This is a genomic window from Mesorhizobium salmacidum (SeqCode), from assembly GCF_037179605.1.
Classification (GTDB): Bacteria; Pseudomonadota; Alphaproteobacteria; order Rhizobiales; family Rhizobiaceae; genus Mesorhizobium; species Mesorhizobium salmacidum.
Genome location: NZ_JAPYKS010000007.1, coordinates 12,463 through 32,201, shown reverse-complemented (window position 1 = coordinate 32,201; position 19,739 = coordinate 12,463). Strand labels below are relative to the sequence as shown.

Sequence of the window (19,739 nt, the reverse complement as noted above, 5' to 3'; positions counted from 1 at the left end):
CTTGCTTTAGATTGGAGCGCCGCCGCTCGGGTTGGCTAATTGGGACCGGAGAACGCAAATTCTGCTCTCAAACCAGCATCGACTGCTGGGCGAAGATACCTGCCATCGCGCCGTGCGATGATGCCAGGGTGACCGATGGCGGCGTAAGGGGGTTGGCGAGGTCGCCGGCGGCGTAGATGCCGGGCATGCTGGTTTCGCGGCGCTCGTCGACCTTGAGGATGATGCCGAGGGGCGTATCGACCGTGGCGAGGCCCAGTGATTCATGCAGGCTTGCCGCCGGCTTGTTGCGCGGATGCGCGAACAGGATGTCGACCGCGACATTTGGGCCGGTGTCGAGCTTGACGGTGGCGTTATGGCCCCCGTGATGAGCGATCTCGATGATCCGGCCATCGACGACAGGTGTGTTGCGGCGCGTCAGATCGGCCCGGATATCGGGCGGAATGTCATGACCATCGGCGAAGACCGTCAACCTGTCGGTCCAATCGTGGAACAGCCTGACCTGATTGTGCGACTGCCGGCCGGACCAGACGAGGCCCCAATGCTGGCCGGCGACTTCAAAGCCGTCGCAATAGGGACAGGGCACGATGGACTTGCCCCAGCCTTCGGCAAAGCCCGGAACATCAGGCATCTGGTCGATGACGCCATAACTCAGGATCAGGCGGCGCGCCCTAAGGGTTTCGCCATCGGAAGTGATGACGGAGAAATCGTCGATGGCGCCGGAGACGCTTTCGGCCCGGGCATTGACCAGCTTGACGGTGGGATAGCGGGCCAGCTGCTGCCGCGCCTCGGCCAGGATGTCCAGCGGTGGCTTGTGATCGTGGCCGAGCAGACCATGCGAGTGGCCGGCGAAGCGGTTGCGCGGCAGGCCGGTATCGAGAACGGTGACCTTGCGGCGGGCACGGCCGAGTTGCAGTGCGCCAGCGAGACCGGCAAAGCTGCCGCCGATGATGACGACGTCATCCATGGAAATGGGCTCCGTGTTGTGGATGAAGCGCTGGGCCCAGGGCACAACGACTTGCATTTCAGATACTACATGGTATCGTAATGCTGAATTACGATACTGTCAAGGACTGGAATTGTTGTGACTGAAACCAGCCAGGGCCGGCGCGGCCGGCCCGCCAACGAGGCGCTTGGCCAAACCATCGTCGACGCCGCGTGCGAGCTTTTTGACGAACTGGGTTTTCATGGGACAACATTGGACATGGTCGCTCAGCGGGCGAAGATATCCAAGCTCAGCATCTACCGGCACTTCGAGAACAAGGAGGCCCTGTTCAGCGCGGCCTTTGCGGCCCGCTGCCATCAGCTAATAACACAGGCCCTTTTTGAAAGCGTCGACGGTTCGGCCGAAGATCAACTCATGGCAGTGGGATCATCCCTGCTTCGCACGCTGTTGCGCCCGGGCGTCCGCAGTGTCGAAGCCATGGTCATGACCGACACGACGAATCAACAGGCGTTGAGCAAGCTCCATTACGAAGCCGGCCCCGCCCACATCATCGCTAAAATCGAGGCCTTGCTGCGTCAGTTGCACGCGAAGGCGGTTCTGAACGTGCCCGATCCTCTCCGGTCCGCCCGCTTGTTTGCCGCGCTTTTCAAAGGCTCCGATCTCCTGATGATCGCACGCTTCGATCAGGCGAGAGCAGAGGACGACAACGAAATCGAATCCTATTGCCGATCGGCCGTCGCCATGTTCATCGCCGCCCATGGTGGCAACGACTACGCGGGCGGATAGCCTAGACGAGGATCCTCGATGTTCTGACACTCTGGAAGCAGGACTATCGAGATCGAAGAGTATGGGAGAAATTGCACGCTGGCGCGCAGCATCGCGCCATGGCGTAGAAGAGGCGGTGGCTCCCCGGGCCGGACAAGTTTGATGAATCGAACCGGGGAAAAAATCGCCAGAAAACTATTTAACTTCAAGTGCTTGAAGGGGTCGCTTCCCCAAAGCGTTCGCCGCCTTGGTGTATCTCCAGAGGTAGCAGCGGTGTATCTTTTGGTCAAGCCCCGCACCTGGCCGATAGACGATCTATTCGCGGGCAACGGTTGCGGCGACGGTCCAGCGACGGCATCTCGCCGGCACCGCGCCGGATCGTCTACCCCGAAGGCAGTCTACCCTCACGACCGGAGAGCGATTTCGACCGGCAGCGGCGAGCGCTGATTCTGGAGCGAACCTGACGCCCTGTCAGCGGAATGCCGGAAAGCACGCCGATAACGTCCACCTTGATCCTGTGCCGCCACACACGCCCGGCTTTGGCTTCTTTGACGGCCAGCGAGCATTGTCAGATTTGGGGTGTTGGGTCGAGTTTTGTGTCCCATCATTTAACTCAACAAGAGGCCTGCAAACAGCACAGCAATCGCAAGTGAGAGCGGGACCGCCAGAAGCCAACCGGCTTCCAATACGCTATTTTTGAGCACGATACATGATGAGGCTCCTTTCTGTCCGTTCAAGAACGAAAGGCCCAAGGCACGCATCGGTTCCCCTTTTTGTCGAGACAGCGCATCTTGGATGGTCCGCGCCTGTTTAGAAATAAGCGCCTCTGGGCATCAAGCCTTCTTCCGCTTCAGTAGCGTCACCAAAACAGTCCGCATCGACGAGTGTTCGTCGCCATCAATCTCGACGGTCCAATCATCGTTGCCCTTGTGCCAAGGGGGTGCCATTGGTACTGGTTGGGCTCTGGGGGCGTGACCATAGGCGCAACTGCTGTTCCGCTTGGGCATGCACCTTCGGATACACCTTGAGGGCTTCCTGTTCGGTGCTCCCGAGGGGGATCAGTATCTCCAGTTTGCCTGCTGCGGCCCGCAGTTCTTTCGGAATTTTGCGCCGATAGCGCCAGCCGGCAACGCCCCGTTTCTGTATGTGCTTCACGTCAATCTTCATGCTGAGTGTACCCCGCAGTGTATCGCGCGGTGTATCTTTGGGGAAGCGGAAACCCTTGCAATGCTTAGGCTTCAAGGCTTTTCTGGCTTAAGTGGCTCCCCGGGCCGGATTCGAACCAGCGACCAACCGGTTAACAGAGGCTTGCTTTCGCGTCTCCATGCGTCGACCCGCAACGGGCTGAAGTGTGAAAACCGTTGCATTGCAAGGCATTGATTGACGCATGACGTCCCCTGTTGTCGCATCACATATCGACAAAGCGCATCGATATGTGTAGATCATCTTGTAGATCAACCAAACCGGTTTCTCAGGGGACATAATGCCGACCGTCGAGCTTACTGACAAATTCGTACAGTCGGCCAAGTGCCTGTCTGGCCGGAAAACTGACTATTTCGACACTGCCGTGAAGGGATTGGTACTCCGCTCGTCATCGGGCGGCCAGAAGACTTGGTATGCCGTGTACGGGCCTCCCTCAAAGCGGCAGTGGCTTAAGCTTGGAACTTATCCAGAAATCCCTCTCGGATCAGACAAGGGAGCCCGCCAGCGAGCAAGAGATACCCGAGCCCGGGTTGGTGATGGCGGCGATCCCGTGGCCGACAAGAAGGCGTTGGCGGCATCGCAAACGGTTGCCGACCTGGTTGAGAACTACATCGGCCGCCGTACCTCGAACAAACGATCGAGCGACGAAATCGCACGCCGCCTTCGGAAGAACGTCACCGACGTGATTGGCGACGTTAAACTCGCAGCCCTTCATCGCCGAGACATTACGCGGTGCATCGATGCGGTGAAGGACAGGGGCGCCCACATTGAGGCGAACCGCGTTTTTGAGGACGTCCGGGCTATGGTGCGTTGGGCGAAGGGGCGAGGGGACCTCGACGACAATCTGGTTGAAGGCATGGCAAAGCCGACCGAAACAATCGAGCGAGACCGCGTCCTTTCGGCCGAGGAAATCAAGATCATGTGGGTCGCTCTGCCGGATGCCGACATGCGTGAAAGCACTCGGAGGATCATCCGTCTATGTTTGATCACCGCGCAGCGCGTCGGAGAGATCGTCGGCATGCGGCGAGACGAACTGGATCTTGAACAACGTCTCTGGACCATCCCTGCGGCACGATCAAAGAACAAGCGAGAGCATTCGATACCGCTCTCTAAGTCGGCGATCGCAATTATCCACGAACAGATCGCGGCGGTAGCAGCTTTGGATGATCGCAAGGATAGGGCACCGACTTCTTTTATTTTCCCCGGCCCCGGAAATCGCGCATCGGTCACCGCTGGATCGATCCCGAAGGCGATTAAACGCGAAGAAGTGATCAAACGCGGTATCGCAACCATCTTGGGCGTTGCGCCTTGGACGCCGCACGATCTTCGGCGAACCGCTGCCACACATATAGAGGAAGCGGGGATTTCTCCCTTCATAATCGGCCACGTTCTCAATCACGTCAGTGCCACGAAAGCGACCATCACAAGCCGTGTCTATGCCAGGTACGACTACATGCGGGAGAAACGAGAGGCCCTTGCGATTTGGGCCGATCGGCTCAACGCCATCATCTCCGATAAGCCGAATGTCCAGCCGCTGCCGAGCACAGCGTCATGAAACCAGGCACGCAACGCCAGTTCGATGAAAAAATGCGGGTGGCCGGGTGGTGCGAAGGCTTCGCTGCCCCAAACGCTTTACAGCTGCTGATTGATCGCCGCATTAAAGTCGACCAATTTCAGGTTTTATTCGATTGCCTGGGGAGCGTTGGTCAATCGTGGGACTTTCGCGACAGCAAGCAAATGTTGGATGCCGAAAACCAGATAGTCGTGCGCGCCAAAGAGCTGATCGCGCTCCTCAGGCGGGCCGAACATGACAATGGATGGCGCCACGTTTGGAACTCCGACTATGAAGCCATCGAATCCAGTGTGGAGATTGAGCAACTCGTCGACGAGTTGGAAGTTTTAGCTCAAAGCACCAGCCAGCAATTGGTTCAAATTGGTGACATGAGGTACATCAGCCTTCGACCGCAATCGGGTAAAGTCCGATATTTCTATTGGATGTCCCTTATCGCGTTTTGGCAATTCGTGCTCTCGCGCGACGTCAAGGCATCTGACAACGGATTGGGCAGGGCCAGTGGCCCCCTCGTCGCCTTTGTCACGATCATGTCGGAAAGAATGGAGGGACCAGCTATAACGCCAGGCGCCATTCGAAAATTCATTGAGAGACATCGAGGCGACGTCGACAAGTTCGCCAGGCGCTTCCTCCCAAGTCAGCTCGTGACGTTGCACTATTTCGCGAGTGGACAATTGCCTTCCAAAAAAATCTGAAGCGTCCATTTGGACAGCTGCGCGCAGATGGGTTTCGGTGCGGTCTGCTGAAACATGGAGCGACGCTATGGAAAATGAAGCCCATGGGGCTGGCGATGACGATCTGGCCGATGAGGCATGCGCCTGCTCCATCATCGGCGGCAAGAACTCGCCGATCCACCGGTCGACCCTATGGAGGGGCATCAGCGCAGGCCGATATCCGAAGCCGCTCAAGGTCGGCCCGAACACAAATCGCTGGCGCCGCGTGGAACTGGTCGCCTGCCTCGAGAAGGCGGCGGCGGAGCGCGAGTACGGCACCGGGTAGCCGTTCGCATATCTGACAATAGATCAAAGCCACCAAGCGGCCCCTGATCCATACCTGATCGAACCAATAATTCGCACAACCGACGAGCTGCAAAGCCGATCGCCGGAAGGACTCTGTCTATGGGACGCCGCTCCGACTTCCCGCGCATCGCCAAAGATCTCTACAGCACGCCAGCGACGGCGCTTCCGCCATTGTTGGTTCATCTGCCTGGTCCTGTTCGCTACCTTGAACCAACAGCGGGCAACGGTGCTTTAGTCCGCGGCTTAGCCGAGCACGGTCATATCTGCCGACTGGCAATCGACTTAGAGCCCGCAGACCCGCAAATCGTCCGTCGCGATGCGCTGTCCCTGACGTCGGCCGACACCCTGGGCATAGACCTAATCATCGGCAACTTGCCGTGGTCGTGGTCGCTGTTCCAACCGCTTTTGGAGCACCTACTGACGCTTGGGCTTCCAATCTGGATTTTGCGCGACACCCCATGGCTGTTCAACCGGCGCTCGTCTGCACTGGTTGATCGCTGCGCGCTTGTGCAGCCGACTCGCCGGCTGCGCTGGATTCCAAACACGAAAGACTGCGCGAAGGACGATTGCGCATGGCATTTCTTCCCGACCGGTCACCGCGGAGGACCAAAGATCCTCCCTCGCATCGAGGTGCGGCGTCCTACATGGAGCCTGCCGTGACGGCCAATAAATACCGTGGCCAGCAACGGTACCGTGCAACAAGGGAGCGGCCGGTGCAAGAGTCAGTGCCTGGCGTGGTGAAGGCATCGGCCCGGATGGCATGCAAATGCCTCATCGATGCACAAGCGACCCTCTACAACCAAGGTTACCATTGCAGCCTCCTCGGTGAGGTGCTGGGTTTTGCCGACACTTTGCTGGCCGACCGCGTAGGCAGGGACCAGCCCGTCATCGATGTGCCGGAGCACATTGTCGAGGCCGCCAAAATATTCCGGCGTGCGGCCGGGAGAAGCTACTGATGGTCAAACCACAGGCGCTTCGCATTCTTTGCTATGCCGAAATGCAGGGGTTGCCTGAACCTGAGTGGCTAATCGAGGGGGTTATTCAGAAAAACACAGCCAGCCTGATGTTCGGCAAATCGAACTCGTTCAAGTCATTCCTCGCAATCGACATCGGCCTTTCGATAGCTTCTCGACGTCCATGGCACGGCCACGCGGTCATGCCCGGCTCCTCCAGTCCAGATATTTTGCCAGCTGTGCTGTTTGTTGCAACCGAGGGCGGAAATAGCGTCGGCCGCCTGCGTATTCCAGCCTGGTATGGCCACCACGGCATTCCCGAAAATGAACGCACAGCATTTCTCTATCCGCAAGAAATCAGGCTGGATCAACCCGAGGAGGTTTCCGCGTTGATCGCCGCCATCACCAACATCGAATTACAGGCCCGGCCGTCCTTGAAGTTCGCCTTGATCGTCATCGACATATTCGGTGGCTCGATGGCCGGCTCGGAGATCGAGGACAAGACGGCGCGCGCCTGGGTGCATGGCGTTCAGCGGATCATGCGTGAAACCAGCGCCGCCGTGCTGACCGTCGCGCATACCGGCTGGCAAGACGATAGCCGCGCCCGCATGCACACGCATTTCTGGGGCAGCTTCGACACGCGGCTGAAGGCCGGGGGCGACAAGGAAGCAATGACGGCAACATTGACGGTCGAGAGGCACAAGGACGCGGACAGCAGCGGAACCTGGGGATTGAAGCTGGTGAAGGCCGGCGACAGCCTGGTTCCCGAACTGGACGCTACTGTGAAGACTGGCCCCAGGAAGCCCATGCTCTCGGCCAAGAACCGCGCTGCGCTGAACGCACTCGCTGATGCTCTTCAGGCGAATGGCGTTCGCAAGGTCGGCTCTGACTGGCCGTCATGCGACGTCGTGCTGATCGACCATTGGCGCCAACATTTCTACCGGCATTCCGCCGACGATACCCATGCCGCCAAGAAGAAGGCATTCCAACGCGCTCGCGATGCACTGAGGGAGGCTGGCTATGTTCAGTTCTTCGATGATCACGCCTGGCTCTGCCACGGCTAGGCGCGGGCCGGGACATCGGGACATACCTATAGGTATATGTCCCGTTTTGTCCCGTCTCCCTGCCGATCGGGACGCCCGGGGACATGTCCCGCAATGTCCCGCGATGTCCCCTTGTCCCGCCTTGCGGTCGGGCCGCCAATCACAACCGACGCCCGGCGGATCCGGGCAAGCACGGAGGCAGCAATGACGTTAGATAACAGGACTTCTGAAATGCGGAGCTTTATGCGCCAAATGCGAGCCATGCCGCCAGTATGGAGCGAGTCAGCGCATGGCAGGGCCCCAGATGTTCTGCCAAACCTGCCGCAGGAGATTGAGCCATTGCTCCGCGCAATTAAGAAATATCGTGCCACAATACAGGTGCTCGGCCAAGAAGAACTGGACGAGCTATGCTCCCTCTTCCTGTCCCAGGCGCTCAACAATCGCTATGGCGATGACTGGAGATGCACCATGATGGCGTTGCACGTGTTGCTGAATCTGGAGTCGATTGGCCGAGTAGATGCGGAAGGCTTTTGCGCGCGGCAGGCTGATAATGACACCGGACGGTAAATTCGTGAGCGCTGCCGATTTTGAACGGGTCGAGCCCCTTCATTGGCGGCTATAGAAATCGTCTGGTGCAATCGCACGCGCGTACGGTATAATAATACCGCTATGTCAAAGGCCAAACTGAACATGAGGCAGGAGCGTTTCTGCCTTGCCTTATCCGAGGGCCTCCCCCAGTCCCGGGCATACATCGCGGCTGGCTATACTTCGCGCGGCAACGCGGCCGAGGTCGCAGCCGCGCGCCTGTTCAGAAACGTTCAGGTGCAATCCCGGATTGCCGAACTACAGGCTGCTGCAGTGAGACGCTCGGAGATCACGGTCGACGACTTGGTCGCCGAACTGGATAGCATGCGCAAGCTCGCCATGGCATGCAAGAACCCAGCCGCAGGGGTGGCGGCAGTCATGGGCAAAGCGAAGCTACTTGGCTTAGTCGTTGACAGGACCGAGATAGAGGCGACGGTTCGGAAACCGTCGCGCGAGCCGACCAACGACAGGCGTATGTCCCTGGAGGAGTGGGAAAAGAGGTTCAGGCCCAAGGCATTTGCCTCGTAGCCTGGACGGCCCGACAGGAGCTACGTGCTGGCCCGCGCACCCAGCCTTCGAAATGCCGGTGCTCAGTCGACCTCAAGATCGCAGCTATTTCCAAAGCCGTCAGAGCCCTCGAATGCGTTGGCCGACGTCCATGTCCCGTCGAACTTCGTGGTCAGACTATTGTCGTATTCCAACTCTCCGGAGGCTTCCTTCGACTTTTGGCAGACATCAATTTCACCCTTGACACTCTGTCCACCGCACGTTCCCTCAACCTCCACCGATTTGCTTCCTCCGCACTGCATCGCGAGCATGATGAGGTAGTTTTGGTACTGAATTTCCGCCTGTGTCATCGGCATGCATTTTTCACCGAGACGCTTGAAATTTTGCCGGCACGCGAAGTTGTTGCCCGTGACATCAAGCTGCCCGTTCTCGGGGATCGAAAAAGGCTCGCACCTATCTCCATTTAGGCGGAAGCCCTGCATGCACTTCCAGTAATGCCCAGTGTAATCCAGCTCTGCATTTTCTGGCAGTTTTACGGGAATGCAAGTTTGACTTTGCTGCCGATAGCCGCGCTCACATGCCCAGTAGTGCCCGGTATAGTCGAGGGTCGCATTTGGGGGAATTTGGACAGCTACGCAGGACTGCCCCTTCTGCTGGTAACCTCGATTGCAGCTCCAGTAATGCCCGGTGTAATCAAGCTCTGCATGCAGTGGGATATCAACGCCGGCGCATTGCTGTCCGAGTTGCCGATAGCCACGATTGCACGTCCAAGAGTGCCCGGTGTAGTCGAGAGAGGCGTTTGCCGGAACGTCCACCTCAACGCACCTATTCCCGCTCTGCCGAAACCCCCTGTCGCATTCCCACGACTTTCCCGTGAAGTCTAAATGGGCGTTTGCTGGCATATCTGCCGCCGAGGTGTTCCAAGAAAACCCCAGGGCCAGCAATGCTGCTGCGGTCACTCTTTTGAACACTGCACCCCCCACTTTTTTGTGCAACCGCCTTCTCTTCCGAATGTACCGGCTCGTCAAATGCAAATCTGGCCTAAAAGAGCGTTTCGGCTGTGGTTGTGCCGCTATGTGATCGTAGAGCGTTTGATTGGCTTCACCGTTGCAGGACACCGAGATTGTAAGATCAGCAAACGAACGTATATAATCCTTACACAGTCCGGGGAAGGTTCATGCAGCCGATCATCTCCTATCTTCGCGTGTCGACCAGCGGCCAGGGCAAAAGTGGTCTGGGCCTTGAGGCGCAACGTCAGGCCATCGCCCACTTTTCCGAGGCCGAAGGGTTCGACATCAACGCCGAGTTCGTCGAAGTCGAGACCGGCAAGGGTGCGGACGCCCTCTCACGGCGTCCGCAACTCGCCAAAGCGCTTGCCTCCGCGAAGAAGACCGGCTGCTCAATTGTCGTTGCCAAGCTTGACCGGCTTTCGCGTGATGTCGCCTTCATTTCCGGTTTGATGGCAAGGCGCGTGCCGTTCATAGTCGCCGAGCTTGGGCCGAACGTCGATCCTTTTGTGCTGCATCTCTTCGCAGCCGTCGCCGAGCACGAAAGAGCTGTGATCTCTAAACGCACGCGCGCCGCGCTCACCGCTGCCAAAGAGCGTGGTGTCAAACTTGGCGGCCCGAAGCTTGTCGAAGCGCAGCGAAGATCGATGGAGGTTCGTATGGCGCAAGCTGACGCTTTCGCCGCCAACATCCTGCCGATCATCCGCGACATCCAAGCGAGTGGGGTCCAATCACTGCGGCAGATCGCGGTTGCGCTCAATGCGCGCGGTATCGCTTCGGCGCGCGGCGGGACGTGGACTGCGGTTCAGGTGAAAGACATCAAAAATCGAGAAGATCGTTTGAAGGCCGATACGCGCTCGCCTGGCGCAGATGAGCCGCAAACGGCAACCGATGGCGACGCCGGATCGAGGACCCCGCTCGGCTCGCGCTGGTAGGACAGCACAAAGAGATGAAGGTGATCCTGCAACTCAACGGTGATTTTCTAGAAGCCTACGGCAAGGACGCCGAGGCCATCACCATGGCGCTCGGCACCGTGCTTGTCACGCGCGACGGCGTGCAGATGACGGGCATCCCGGTTCACTCGGCCGATGACAGCATTGCAGCGCTGCGCGCCGCAGGCCTCAAGCCGTGCTTCGTTGAGCGCGACGATGCGCTCAAGGCGGTGTGGCGGCGCACGCATGCCGACTTCAAGGGCACCGTCGACGGCAAGCTGGTGGTGATGGTCTTTCGCGATATCGCGGTGCTCGTGCCGCTCGACGACTTGCGCCCCGATGAAATCGCGCGGCTCTACCCGAGGGAGGAGCTGTGCAGCGCTTGAGTTAAGCCAATCCGACCGTTCGCCGGCACCGGCTGGCAACCACCAGAACCATCCGCCGGCATCTATCGATGACGGGGGTGGGGGGTCGATGTGGGGCCCCAGATGCAGGCGCTCGAACGTCTACTTACAGCGTTGTCAACTGACAGCATCCGGACACCTCCTGTGATAACCCGGAATGATCGATAGTAAGGAGGACATATCCGTGCCCGCCATCACCCGCCGTACTCTTCTCGCGCTGACTGGCGCTGGGGTTGCCTTCAACCCAGTATCCGCTGCCGGAAAGACTTCGCCGAAGCTGCAGGTGCTAATTGCGACGCATCAAGCGGCTTATGAGGCGCTCCATCACGTTTTTCGTCGAGCAGCGAATGGCAGGGAGGATCGGGAGCGAGCCGACACGGCCGAGCAGGAGGCGCTGCTGGCCATTTGCTCCTATCCGGCAATTGGCCGACACGAGCGTCGCGCCAAGGCGGAATACCTGCTCGCCGTCGAAGCGCGTGGCGAACTCGATCTGGAGGAGCATATGCAGGCCATCTTGCGCTCGATGAGGCGGGGCTGATTGACCGTGCGATGCAGACAGCGGCCCTTGCCTAGCCGGGCATTAGATGGCCTTCCGCGTCAGCCTGGTTCGACCAAAGCGACAGGCGTGACAAACAGATCCCCTGGAAATTGTGAATGCGGGCGTTGCGTGGACGGCGAACTGACTGGCGCCTGCAGGTTTTTGATTTCATATAGTGCTGAGTTGCATTGGGAACGGTCCCGCCCGAGAGTGCCACCGTGATTCCTTGAGTTGTGGGAGGGGGGCCCAGTGTCCAAACTTACATTGGAGAAACTTGAGCGCCATCTATTCGCGGCAGCCGATATCCTGCGCGGCAAAATGGACGCTTCGGAGTTCAAGGAGTACATTTTCGGTATCTTGTTCCTGAAGCGCTGCTCGGACGTTTTCGAGCAGCAGCGTGACAAGATTCTCAAAGACCAAGGAGCGCTGGGCCGGACTGATCAAGAAGCACTCCAGCGGGCCGACCATCCTTCCTCATACGAAAAGACGTTCTTTGTCCCGCACATCGCCCGATGGGAGCGGCTGCTAAACGATGTGCATTCAAACGTCGCCAACGAGCTGAACAAGGCCCTGGCGGGGCTAGAGAACTCGAACCATCAGGCGCTGTCCGGTGTCCTGGGCCACATCAATTTCGCCCGTAAAGTCGGCGAGTCGGAAATCCCGGACGAAAAGCTGCGGCGGCTCATCAGCCACTTCAACAAGTACCGCCTTTTGGATGAGGACTTCGAGTTTCCCGACCTCCTGGGCGCTGCCTACGAGTATCTAATCAGCGAGTTCGCCGATTCGGCCGGAAAGAAGGCCGGCGAGTTCTACACCCCGAGAGGTGTCGTGCAGCTTATGGTGCGGATCCTCGACCCGCAGGGCGGCACTTCGCTTTACGACCCAACTTGCGGCAGTGGTGGCATGCTGAACCAGGGGAATGAGCATGCCCTGCAGCACGGCGGGCCGCGCCTTCGTCTCTACGGTCAGGAAGACAATGGCGCCGTTTGGGCGATCTGCCGGATGAACCTGCTGCTGCATGGCATCCCCGACGCCGACATCGGGAACGGCGACACGCTGCTCGAACCGAAGCACATCGAGGACGGGCGCCTGATGCGCTTCGACCGAGTAATCGCCAATCCGCCGTTCAGCCAGAACTACACCAAGCGCGGCATTCAGTTTGGCGACCGCTTCCGCTTCGGCTGGTGCCCGACGACGGGCAAGAAGGCCGATCTCATGTTCGCCCAGCATATGCTGGCAAGCCTCAAGCAGAACGGAAAGATGGCGGTGGTGATGCCGCACGGCGTCCTGTTCCGCGGTGGAGAAGAAAAGAAGATTAGGCTCGCGCTGCTCAAAGAGGACTGCATCGAGGCGGTCATCGGACTGCCTCAGAACCTCTTTTATGGAACGGGCATCCCCGCTTGCGTGCTCGTGATGCGCCATCCAGGCGGCAAGCGTGACGAACGCAAGGGCAAGGTGCTCTTCATCAATGCGGACCGTGAGTATCGCGAAGGTCGCGCGCAGAACTTCATCGACCCCGAGCACATCGAGAAGATCGTCAGCGCCTATGACGCGTTCGCCGACGTGCCCGGCTTCGCCGCCGTGGTCGACAACAAGGCGATCATCGAGGACGAGGCCGGCAACCTGAACATCCGTCGCTATGCCGACAGCAGCCCGCCGCCCGAGCCCCACGATGTGCGCGCCCACCTTCACGGTGGCGTGCCCAAGCGCGAGATCGAGACTATCCGCTTGCAGGCGCTGGCGCAGGGCTTCGATGTGGACAAGCCTTTCGCCGGCCACGATGCCGACTACGACGAGTTCGCTGAGGTCATTGCGAAGCGGGCCGATATCCGCAAGCTCGTCGAAGACGATCCGGGTGTCGCGACCCGGCGGGACGAGATGGTCGCTGCTTTCGATGTCTGGTGGTCGTCGGCGCGATCCGGGCTGGCGGACTTGCCCGAGAGCAAGCGCCTCATGCCGCTGCGGCGCGATCTGCTCGACAGTTTCGAGCCCGCGATGTTGCCGGTCGGCTGCCTCGACCGCTATGCGCTCATGGGCTCCATCGCGGGCTGGTGGGACGAAATCCGCTATGAGTTGCGCGTCATCATCGAGAACGGTTTCGCCGAACTGGTCGACGGCTGGGTGGAGACGCTGCGCTCGGCGCTCGAGGACGAAGACGCTGACGACGACGAGGACAGCGACGCCAAGAAGACCGTGAAGGTGACGCTGGAGGAGCTGCTCGCCCATCCATTTGTGCGCCATTGCATGGCGGACTACGTCACCGAACTGTCCGCCGCGCAGGCCGAGGGGGAGCGGATTAAGGCGGAAAAGGAAGCCTGGGAGTCCGGCGACGGTGTCGAGGGCGCCGAGGACTGGCTGGATGGGGCCGAAGAAGGCGCCACCCTTTCCAAGGTGCTGGAGAAGCGCCGCAAGGAATTGCGTGCCGATATGGGCGAGGATGACAAGCGCCGGAAGGAGCTGGTCAAGACTACGGGCACCGGCAAGCCTTCCAAGGGCTCCATCGACTGGATGCGCGCACAGGGCATCGACGTGCGGGAGTTTGTGGCCGAACTGGTCGACCTCGAGCGCCGCCTCGCGCCGCTGGTCGAGGAGGCGGAGACCATCGACGCCATGCTCGCCCCCTTTGAGGCGATGAAGGAGGAGCTGAAGGCCGCGCGCGCCACGTTGCGGCGCCTGAAGGCGGCATTCGTCGAGCGGCTGACCGCGGCACAGGCTGAATTGGATGACGACGATTGCGGCGAGCTTGTGCTCGATATCGACCGCGAGCGACTGCTCGACCGACTGGAGCGCGCCCGCGTGCGCCGTGTTAGCGCGCTTCTGGCCGACCTGGAGCGCCTCTGGGACAAGTACCGGATCAGTCTCACAAACATCGAAGGGCGGAGGGCCGACGCGACGACGCTGCTCGAAGGCTACCTGAAGGAGCTGAGGTATGCCTGAAAAAACTTCTTACGTGAGTTGGGACCAGCTACCTCTTGCGTCCGTTTTTCGCATCAACACGGCTTCCGCATTTCCTGTGCAGTCGCCGAATGAGAGCTTCACGCACTACAGCATTCCAGCGTTCGATCAATTGGGTGGACCCGCCGACGAACTCGGCGTGACCATCGAGAGCAACAAGACACGTATCTCTGAACCATCCGTCTTGGTGTCGAAGCTCAATCCACGGAAGCCACGTGTCGTTGTCGTTCTCGATCCGCAGGACAAGACCTGCTGTTCGACCGAATTCATCTGCTACGTCCGCCTGCGGGATAGCGACGATCTCCGCTACTGGGCTGCGTACTTCGGCAGTGGAATTTTCTCGAGACGCCTCGAGAGAGTCGCAGTTGGATCGACCAACAGCCACACACGCGTCACGCCGAACGAAACGCTTAGCTGGCTGGTTCCAGACGTTCCTTCGGGTGAGCAGAAACGGATCGCAGATATTGTCGATGCAATCGACGATGCGATACTCGAAACCGACGCGCTGATAGAGAAACTGCGCACCATCCACGGTGGCATCATCGACGATCTGCTCACGCGCGGCTTGGCAGACGACGGTTCGCCGCGAGACCTATTTTCGCTTACCGAGACGGCGGTCGGACCGCGCCCCATGAAATGGACGGTCGCCAACCTCGGGCACTTCGTCGTCGGGGCCGAATACGGCACCAACCATTCATTGGGCGACAGCGGCACGGGAATTCCGGTCCTACGGATGAACAACATTCAGGACGGAGAGTTCGATCTGTCCGATCTGAAGTATGCGCCCGCCCATGCCGTCGAGCGTTTCCGGGTCCAGCGCAACGATGTCCTATTCAATCGCACGAACAGCTGGGAGCATGTTGGTAAGGCCGCCATCTGGCGACCGGACGAACCCGGTCCGGCCTTCGCATCTTACCTTGTACGGCTTCACTGCGGTGATGCACTCCTGGCAGAGTTCCTTCACCTCTGGCTGAACTGGGCACCGGTCCAGCGCGCCATTCGGCAATTCGCCACCCCGGGCGTCCAGCAGGTCAACATCAATCCGACGAACCTTCGGCGCGCGCTGATCGCCGTGCCAGACACTCTGGACGAACAGCGCGCCATCATCGAACGCGTGAATGGAGTTGCAGCGGCCATCGAGGACCACCGTCACCAGCGCGCCAAGCTGGCGTTGCTCCGCGAAGGGTTGCGTGACGACCTTCTGACCGGGCGTAAGCCCGTAATGGCCATTCTGGAGGCTGCCGAATGAGCCAGCAGGACCGACTGGACGAGCTGAACGTCGTCGAGCGCCCCCTTCTGCGCCAGTTGCGTGCCATGGGCTGGAGCCATGTCGAAGGTGCCGACGAGGACCCGAGCACCGGCCGCAAGGACTATCACCTGCTCGGCCGCGCCGACTTTCAGCAGACGCTGCTGCGTGACCGGCTCGAGGCCGCGCTGCGCCGCCTCAACCGCAATGAAGACGGCTCCGAATGGCTGGACGACCGTCGCATCGACCAGGCGATCTCGCAACTTGAACGGCCGGCCGCGAAGGACTTCATCGCGATCAACGAGGAGCTCCATGACAAGATCGTCCGCGGCGTGAACGTCTCGGGCCCCGACGGTGAGCATGAGCGTCGCGTGCGTTTCATCGGCTTCGAGTCGGGCGACCCGAACGAGTTCATCGCGGTCAACCAGTTCCGCGTGGACCCGCCCGGCGCCGTTGGCGACCGCGGATTTATCGTGCCGGACGTCGTGCTGTTTGTGAACGGCCTGCCGCTGGTGGTGGTCGAGGCGAAGAGCCCCGCCGTCACCGATCCCATCGCCACCGCGATCGACCAGATGCGCCGCTACGCCAACCGCCGCGTGCCAGAGAAGGACGAGGGTGCCGAGCGGCTGTTCTGGACGAACCACCTCCTCGTCGCGACCGACTACTACGACGCCCGCGTCGGATCGGTCACCGCACGGCCCGACGACTTCCTGCCGTGGCGCTCGGTTAAGCCGGTCGGCATCGAGCACGCCCGCGCCGCCAGCGATGAGGTTTGCCGCGAGATCGGCAAGGTTCCCGGCAACGAACTCGTGCAGCAGGAAGTTCTCGCCGCGGGTCTCTTGCGGCCGGCGTACCTCCTCGACGCGCTGCGTTCCTTCATCGTGTACATGACGACGGACGACGGAGTGCGGATCAAGGTCGTGCCGCGCTATCAGCAGTTCCGTTCGGTGCATGTTGCTCTGCAGCGCCTACGCGAGGGCAAGACTCGCCGCCAGGATGGCATGACGGATCGCCGGGGCGGCATCATCTGGCACACTCAGGGCTCGGGGAAGAGCCTGACCATGGTGTTCCTGGTCAAAAAGCTGCGCACAATCCCCGAGCTTCGCCGGTTCAAGGTGGTCGTGGTCACAGACCGCACAGACCTCGAGGACCAACTGTCGAAGACGGCCAAGCTGGCCGGGCAAGTCATGCGGGTCGCGCGAAATGCCGATGGCGCGAAAGCCCATCTGGGTCGCCAGGAGCCCGACCTTGTTTTCGTGATGATCCAGAAGCTGCAGGAACGGAACGGCGGCGGTGACGAGCAAGAAATCGTATTCGCAGCCGAGAACGAGGACCTTCCTGCGGCGAAGACCGACGAGCTGCGTTCGGGCAAGCTGGTCGCAAAGATCGGCGAGCGACAAGCCTTTCCTGTCCTGAACGAAAGCGAGGACGTCCTCGTCCTGATCGACGAGGCGCACCGCTCGCACACCAGCGGGCTTCACCAGAACCTTCTGGACGCACTGCCAAATGCCGCGCGGATTGGGTTTACCGGAACGCCCATCGAGGAGAAGAGCAAGAAGAAGACGAGAGAGATTTTCGGCACATACATCGACCGCTACCTGCTCCGTGATGCTGAGGCGGACGGCGCCATTGTGAAGATTCTTTACGAAGGGCGGGAGCTCAAGGCCGATGTCACCGACACGGGCACGCTGGACGGGCTGTTCGATGCCACCTTCGCCGGGAAATCATCCGAAGAACGGGAGGCGATCAAGAACCGCTATGCGACCCGTGCCCGCGTTCTCAATGCCGCCGATCCGCTGAAGGCCAAGGCCATCGACGTGCTTCGGCACTACATCGTCAACATCCTTCCGAACGACCTGAAGGCGCAGCTCGTCGGCTCCAGCAGGGAACTGGCGGTCCAGTATGTCGATGCGTTGAACGACGCCCGCGACGAAATCGTTGCCGCCATCGAAGGCGCTGCGGACATCTTGAAGGACATCACCCCTGAAGACGCTCAGGACGCCGGTGGCGACGTGGCGTTCCTTGCCTCCGCGCTGCCATACCTCGATACGATCAAGACCCTCGAGTTCGCGGCCGTCATCTCTGTGGACCACAATGACCTACCTTACCTGAAAGCCTGGGGCGGCGTGGCGGAGACGAAGCAGCGGATCGGACGGTTCAAGAAGCCACTTTCCCGGGATGCCCTCGCGATTCTTGTGGTGAAGAGCAAGCTGCTCACCGGCTTCGACGCCAAGGTAGAACAGGCAATGTATCTCGACCGCGCCATGTCTGGTGCCGAGCTGCTCCAGGCCATTGCCCGCACCAACCGCACGGCTGGCGAGGCCAAGCGCTTCGGCATTGTTGTGGACTACTACGGCGTCGGAAAGAACCTGGCAGATGCGCTCGCGCTCTATGACGCCGAGGATCAGAGCGACCTAACCGGTGGTATTGGCATGCCCGACGAGCTCCTGCCTGAGCTCCGGCAAGCCCGTGACGCGGTGGTCAAGCATTTCGCCGATGTGGGCATAATCCTTGGATCTGATCTGCAAGCATACGTCGACGCTTGCGTTGGGAAGCTCAAGGACCAGAAGTTTCGAGCCCAGTTCCTCGTTCTTGTGAGGAGCCTCATCGGCCTGTTCGACACGCTCATGCCCCGCCCCGAGGCAAGACCATTCACCAAAGACGCAAAGATTTACGCCTTCGTCGCAAAGGCTGCCGCGAACCTCTATCGCGACGGCACTCTCGATGTTCGCGGGGTGGCGCACAAAGTTCAAGCCATGCTCGATGCCTTCATACAGGCGCACGGCATTGATCCCAAGATTCCGCCTATCGAAATCCTGGATCCCAACTTCGCTGCGGAGGTCTCGCGCAAGAGGACTAACCGCGCGAAGGCGGCTGAGATGGAGAACGCTCTTCGCCACCACATTTCGATTTCGTTCGAGCAGGACCCGGCCAAGTTCAAGAGCCTGAGCGAGCGGCTCGAAGGTATACTGACCAGTCATCAACAAGACTGGAATGAGATCGCAAAGCAGCTTCAGAAGCTCATTGATGAAGCCTTGGCGGCGTCATCCGCCTCGACAGTGTATCACGGGCTCGACCCGCACACAGAGGGGCCGATCTTCGGGATCCTCCAAATGCGATACGGGAGCAATGACAGGGATACCGATCTTGTGGAATTGGCTTCGGAAATCGTTCGGCATCTGCGGCAGGAGACGGCTGTAGCAGGCTTCTGGGACAATTCAGTCGGGCAAGAGGAAGCGAGGCGATGGGTTTTCCGTCAGCTCGATAGCAGTAACTTGTTCCCATTCTCGGAGCTGGATGCAATTGCAGCTGATTGTATGGGGGTTGCGCGGGCAAATCGCGCGGCGTTCGCCTCATGAATGAGACCATCCGTGTCGACGACCTCACCTTTCACATAAAGCGCAGCGAGCGCAGGAAGACCATCGGTCTAACAGTGGAGCGCGATGCATCGCTTGTGGCTCACCTCCCGAAAGATGCCGACATTGGCCAAGTCAGCGCACTGATCAGGACAAAGTTGGTTTGGGTTCACCAGAAGCTCGCAACCCAAAAGGACACCGGTCGCGAGACGGTATTCCGTCGCCCCGAGTTCGTCGATGGCGAGGGGTTCTACTTCCTCGGCAAGCATTATCGACTGAAGCTGATAGATGTCGATCCTGCCGGGCCGCCCACTCCCACGGTTCGATTCGACGGCGATCGGCTGTTGTTCCGTCGAGAGCAGGTGGCGGTCGGCGAGAAGCGTATAGCCGAGCATTATACGCGTGCGGCCCACCCTTACCTGAATGACACTGTTAACAGGTGGAAGAGGATCGTAGGAGTAAGCCCCACGAAATACGTGCAGGTCATGGATTTGGGTTTCAGATGGGCCTCTTGCAGTTCCAAAGGCACGCTGAATTTCCATTGGCGAATTATGCAGCTACCGCCGCAAGTGATCGACTATGTTGCCGTGCATGAATTGACTCACCTGAAAGTTCCGGACCATTCACCGGCGTTTTGGGCAGAGGTTGCCAGGATCTTGCCGACCTACCCGCAGCATCGCAGATGGCTACGCGAGCGAGGCGGCGAGTTGTAG

Annotated in this window: 19 protein-coding genes; 16 read left to right on the top strand and 3 right to left on the bottom strand. The window is 59.9% G+C overall.

The annotated features are described in order from the left end of the window. Window positions 1-67: 67 nt before the first annotated feature. Window positions 68-964 (bottom strand): NAD(P)/FAD-dependent oxidoreductase, encoded by an 897-nt coding sequence (locus O7A60_RS11290; protein WP_337106315.1) that lies wholly within the window; start codon window positions 962-964, stop codon window positions 68-70. Window positions 965-1,081: 117 nt separating this feature from the next. Between O7A60_RS11290 and O7A60_RS11285 the strand changes: the two genes are divergently transcribed. After that, window positions 1,082-1,729 carry a TetR/AcrR family transcriptional regulator gene (locus tag O7A60_RS11285; RefSeq protein ID WP_337106314.1) on the top strand — a complete coding sequence of 216 codons (648 nt, stop codon included), beginning with the start codon at window positions 1,082-1,084 and terminating at the stop codon, window positions 1,727-1,729. Window positions 1,730-2,623: 894 nt separating this feature from the next. Here O7A60_RS11285 and O7A60_RS11280 read toward each other — a convergent pair. Further along, window positions 2,624-2,875, bottom strand: coding sequence for a hypothetical protein (locus O7A60_RS11280; RefSeq protein ID WP_337106313.1), 252 nt, complete (start codon window positions 2,873-2,875; stop codon window positions 2,624-2,626). Between the two features lie 316 nt (window positions 2,876-3,191). Between O7A60_RS11280 and O7A60_RS11275 the strand changes: the two genes are divergently transcribed. The 8 genes from O7A60_RS11275 to O7A60_RS11240 all read left to right on the top strand — a co-directional run bounded on the left by O7A60_RS11275 (window position 3,192) and on the right by O7A60_RS11240 (window position 8,609). Beyond that, entirely contained in the window at window positions 3,192-4,466 is a 1,275-nt protein-coding gene (locus O7A60_RS11275) for a tyrosine-type recombinase/integrase (RefSeq protein ID WP_337106311.1), read from the top strand. Next, a complete protein-coding gene (locus O7A60_RS11270) occupies window positions 4,463-5,176 on the top strand; it encodes a hypothetical protein (protein WP_337106310.1) in 714 nt (237 codons plus the stop codon). The genes O7A60_RS11275 and O7A60_RS11270 overlap by 4 nt, the downstream gene beginning before the upstream one ends. 67 nt (window positions 5,177-5,243) lie before the next feature. Next, a complete protein-coding gene (locus O7A60_RS11265; RefSeq protein WP_337106309.1) occupies window positions 5,244-5,480 on the top strand; it encodes a helix-turn-helix transcriptional regulator in 237 nt (78 codons plus the stop codon). Window positions 5,481-5,599: 119 nt separating this feature from the next. Then, the gene (locus O7A60_RS11260) at window positions 5,600-6,160 is read left to right on the top strand and encodes a hypothetical protein (protein WP_337106308.1); all 561 of its coding nucleotides are present in this window, start codon (window positions 5,600-5,602) and stop codon (window positions 6,158-6,160) included. Continuing rightward, the gene (locus O7A60_RS11255; RefSeq protein ID WP_337106307.1) at window positions 6,157-6,456 is read left to right on the top strand and encodes a hypothetical protein; all 300 of its coding nucleotides are present in this window, start codon (window positions 6,157-6,159) and stop codon (window positions 6,454-6,456) included. The genes O7A60_RS11260 and O7A60_RS11255 overlap by 4 nt, the downstream gene beginning before the upstream one ends. Next, the gene (locus tag O7A60_RS11250) at window positions 6,456-7,517 is read left to right on the top strand and encodes an AAA family ATPase (RefSeq protein ID WP_337106306.1); all 1,062 of its coding nucleotides are present in this window, start codon (window positions 6,456-6,458) and stop codon (window positions 7,515-7,517) included. Before O7A60_RS11255 ends, O7A60_RS11250 begins: the two co-directional genes overlap by 1 nt. Before the next feature lie 183 nt (window positions 7,518-7,700). Continuing rightward, entirely contained in the window at window positions 7,701-8,063 is a 363-nt protein-coding gene (locus O7A60_RS11245; protein ID WP_337106305.1) for a hypothetical protein, read from the top strand. Between the two features lie 102 nt (window positions 8,064-8,165). After that, the gene (locus tag O7A60_RS11240; RefSeq protein ID WP_337106304.1) at window positions 8,166-8,609 is read left to right on the top strand and encodes a terminase small subunit; all 444 of its coding nucleotides are present in this window, start codon (window positions 8,166-8,168) and stop codon (window positions 8,607-8,609) included. 62 nt (window positions 8,610-8,671) lie between these two features. On the opposite strand, the gene O7A60_RS11235 is transcribed toward O7A60_RS11240, so the two are convergent. Next, complete coding sequence (locus tag O7A60_RS11235) at window positions 8,672-9,583, bottom strand: hypothetical protein (protein ID WP_337106302.1); 912 nt, start codon at window positions 9,581-9,583, stop codon at window positions 8,672-8,674. Between the two features lie 182 nt (window positions 9,584-9,765). Here O7A60_RS11235 and O7A60_RS11230 point away from each other — a divergent pair, with 182 nt between their 5' ends. The 7 genes from O7A60_RS11230 (at window position 9,766) to O7A60_RS11200 (ending at window position 19,739) form a co-directional block, all read left to right on the top strand. Continuing rightward, window positions 9,766-10,530 carry a recombinase family protein gene (locus tag O7A60_RS11230; RefSeq protein WP_337106301.1) on the top strand — a complete coding sequence of 255 codons (765 nt, stop codon included), beginning with the start codon at window positions 9,766-9,768 and terminating at the stop codon, window positions 10,528-10,530. Window positions 10,531-10,544: 14 nt separating this feature from the next. Next, a complete protein-coding gene (locus tag O7A60_RS11225) occupies window positions 10,545-10,913 on the top strand; it encodes a MutS N-terminal domain-containing protein (protein ID WP_337106300.1) in 369 nt (122 codons plus the stop codon). A 202-nt stretch (window positions 10,914-11,115) separates the two neighbouring features. Further along, complete coding sequence (locus O7A60_RS11220) at window positions 11,116-11,469, top strand: hypothetical protein (protein WP_337106299.1); 354 nt, start codon at window positions 11,116-11,118, stop codon at window positions 11,467-11,469. Between the two features lie 249 nt (window positions 11,470-11,718). Then, window positions 11,719-14,406, top strand: coding sequence for an N-6 DNA methylase (locus O7A60_RS11215; RefSeq protein ID WP_337106298.1), 2,688 nt, complete (start codon window positions 11,719-11,721; stop codon window positions 14,404-14,406). Further along, on the top strand, window positions 14,399-15,673 hold the full coding sequence (locus O7A60_RS11210) for a restriction endonuclease subunit S (RefSeq protein ID WP_337106297.1): 1,275 nt from the start codon (window positions 14,399-14,401) through the stop codon (window positions 15,671-15,673). Before O7A60_RS11215 ends, O7A60_RS11210 begins: the two co-directional genes overlap by 8 nt. After that, window positions 15,670-19,029, top strand: coding sequence for a type I restriction endonuclease subunit R (locus tag O7A60_RS11205; protein WP_337106296.1), 3,360 nt, complete (start codon window positions 15,670-15,672; stop codon window positions 19,027-19,029). Before O7A60_RS11210 ends, O7A60_RS11205 begins: the two co-directional genes overlap by 4 nt. Then, a complete protein-coding gene (locus O7A60_RS11200; RefSeq protein WP_337106295.1) occupies window positions 19,026-19,739 on the top strand; it encodes a M48 family metallopeptidase in 714 nt (237 codons plus the stop codon). Before O7A60_RS11205 ends, O7A60_RS11200 begins: the two co-directional genes overlap by 4 nt.

Excerpts from the sequence above, each read along its gene's own strand:
- O7A60_RS11270 (WP_337106310.1), top strand. The coding sequence starts at position 4,463 with ATGAAACCAGGCACGCAACGCCAGTTCGATGAAAAAATGCGGGTGGCC.
- O7A60_RS11200 (WP_337106295.1), top strand. The coding sequence starts at position 19,026 with ATGAATGAGACCATCCGTGTCGACGACCTCACCTTTCACATAAAGCGC.
- O7A60_RS11290 (WP_337106315.1), bottom strand. The coding sequence starts at position 964 with ATGGATGACGTCGTCATCATCGGCGGCAGCTTTGCCGGTCTCGCTGGC.
- O7A60_RS11225 (WP_337106300.1), top strand. The coding sequence starts at position 10,545 with ATGAAGGTGATCCTGCAACTCAACGGTGATTTTCTAGAAGCCTACGGC.
- O7A60_RS11210 (WP_337106297.1), top strand. The coding sequence starts at position 14,399 with ATGCCTGAAAAAACTTCTTACGTGAGTTGGGACCAGCTACCTCTTGCG.
- O7A60_RS11250 (WP_337106306.1), top strand. The coding sequence starts at position 6,456 with ATGGTCAAACCACAGGCGCTTCGCATTCTTTGCTATGCCGAAATGCAG.
- O7A60_RS11230 (WP_337106301.1), top strand. The coding sequence starts at position 9,766 with ATGCAGCCGATCATCTCCTATCTTCGCGTGTCGACCAGCGGCCAGGGC.
- O7A60_RS11280 (WP_337106313.1), bottom strand. The coding sequence starts at position 2,875 with ATGAAGATTGACGTGAAGCACATACAGAAACGGGGCGTTGCCGGCTGG.
- O7A60_RS11245 (WP_337106305.1), top strand. The coding sequence starts at position 7,701 with ATGACGTTAGATAACAGGACTTCTGAAATGCGGAGCTTTATGCGCCAA.
- O7A60_RS11205 (WP_337106296.1), top strand. The coding sequence starts at position 15,670 with ATGAGCCAGCAGGACCGACTGGACGAGCTGAACGTCGTCGAGCGCCCC.
- O7A60_RS11240 (WP_337106304.1), top strand. The coding sequence starts at position 8,166 with ATGTCAAAGGCCAAACTGAACATGAGGCAGGAGCGTTTCTGCCTTGCC.
- O7A60_RS11265 (WP_337106309.1), top strand. The coding sequence starts at position 5,244 with ATGGAAAATGAAGCCCATGGGGCTGGCGATGACGATCTGGCCGATGAG.
- O7A60_RS11275 (WP_337106311.1), top strand. The coding sequence starts at position 3,192 with ATGCCGACCGTCGAGCTTACTGACAAATTCGTACAGTCGGCCAAGTGC.
- O7A60_RS11260 (WP_337106308.1), top strand. The coding sequence starts at position 5,600 with ATGGGACGCCGCTCCGACTTCCCGCGCATCGCCAAAGATCTCTACAGC.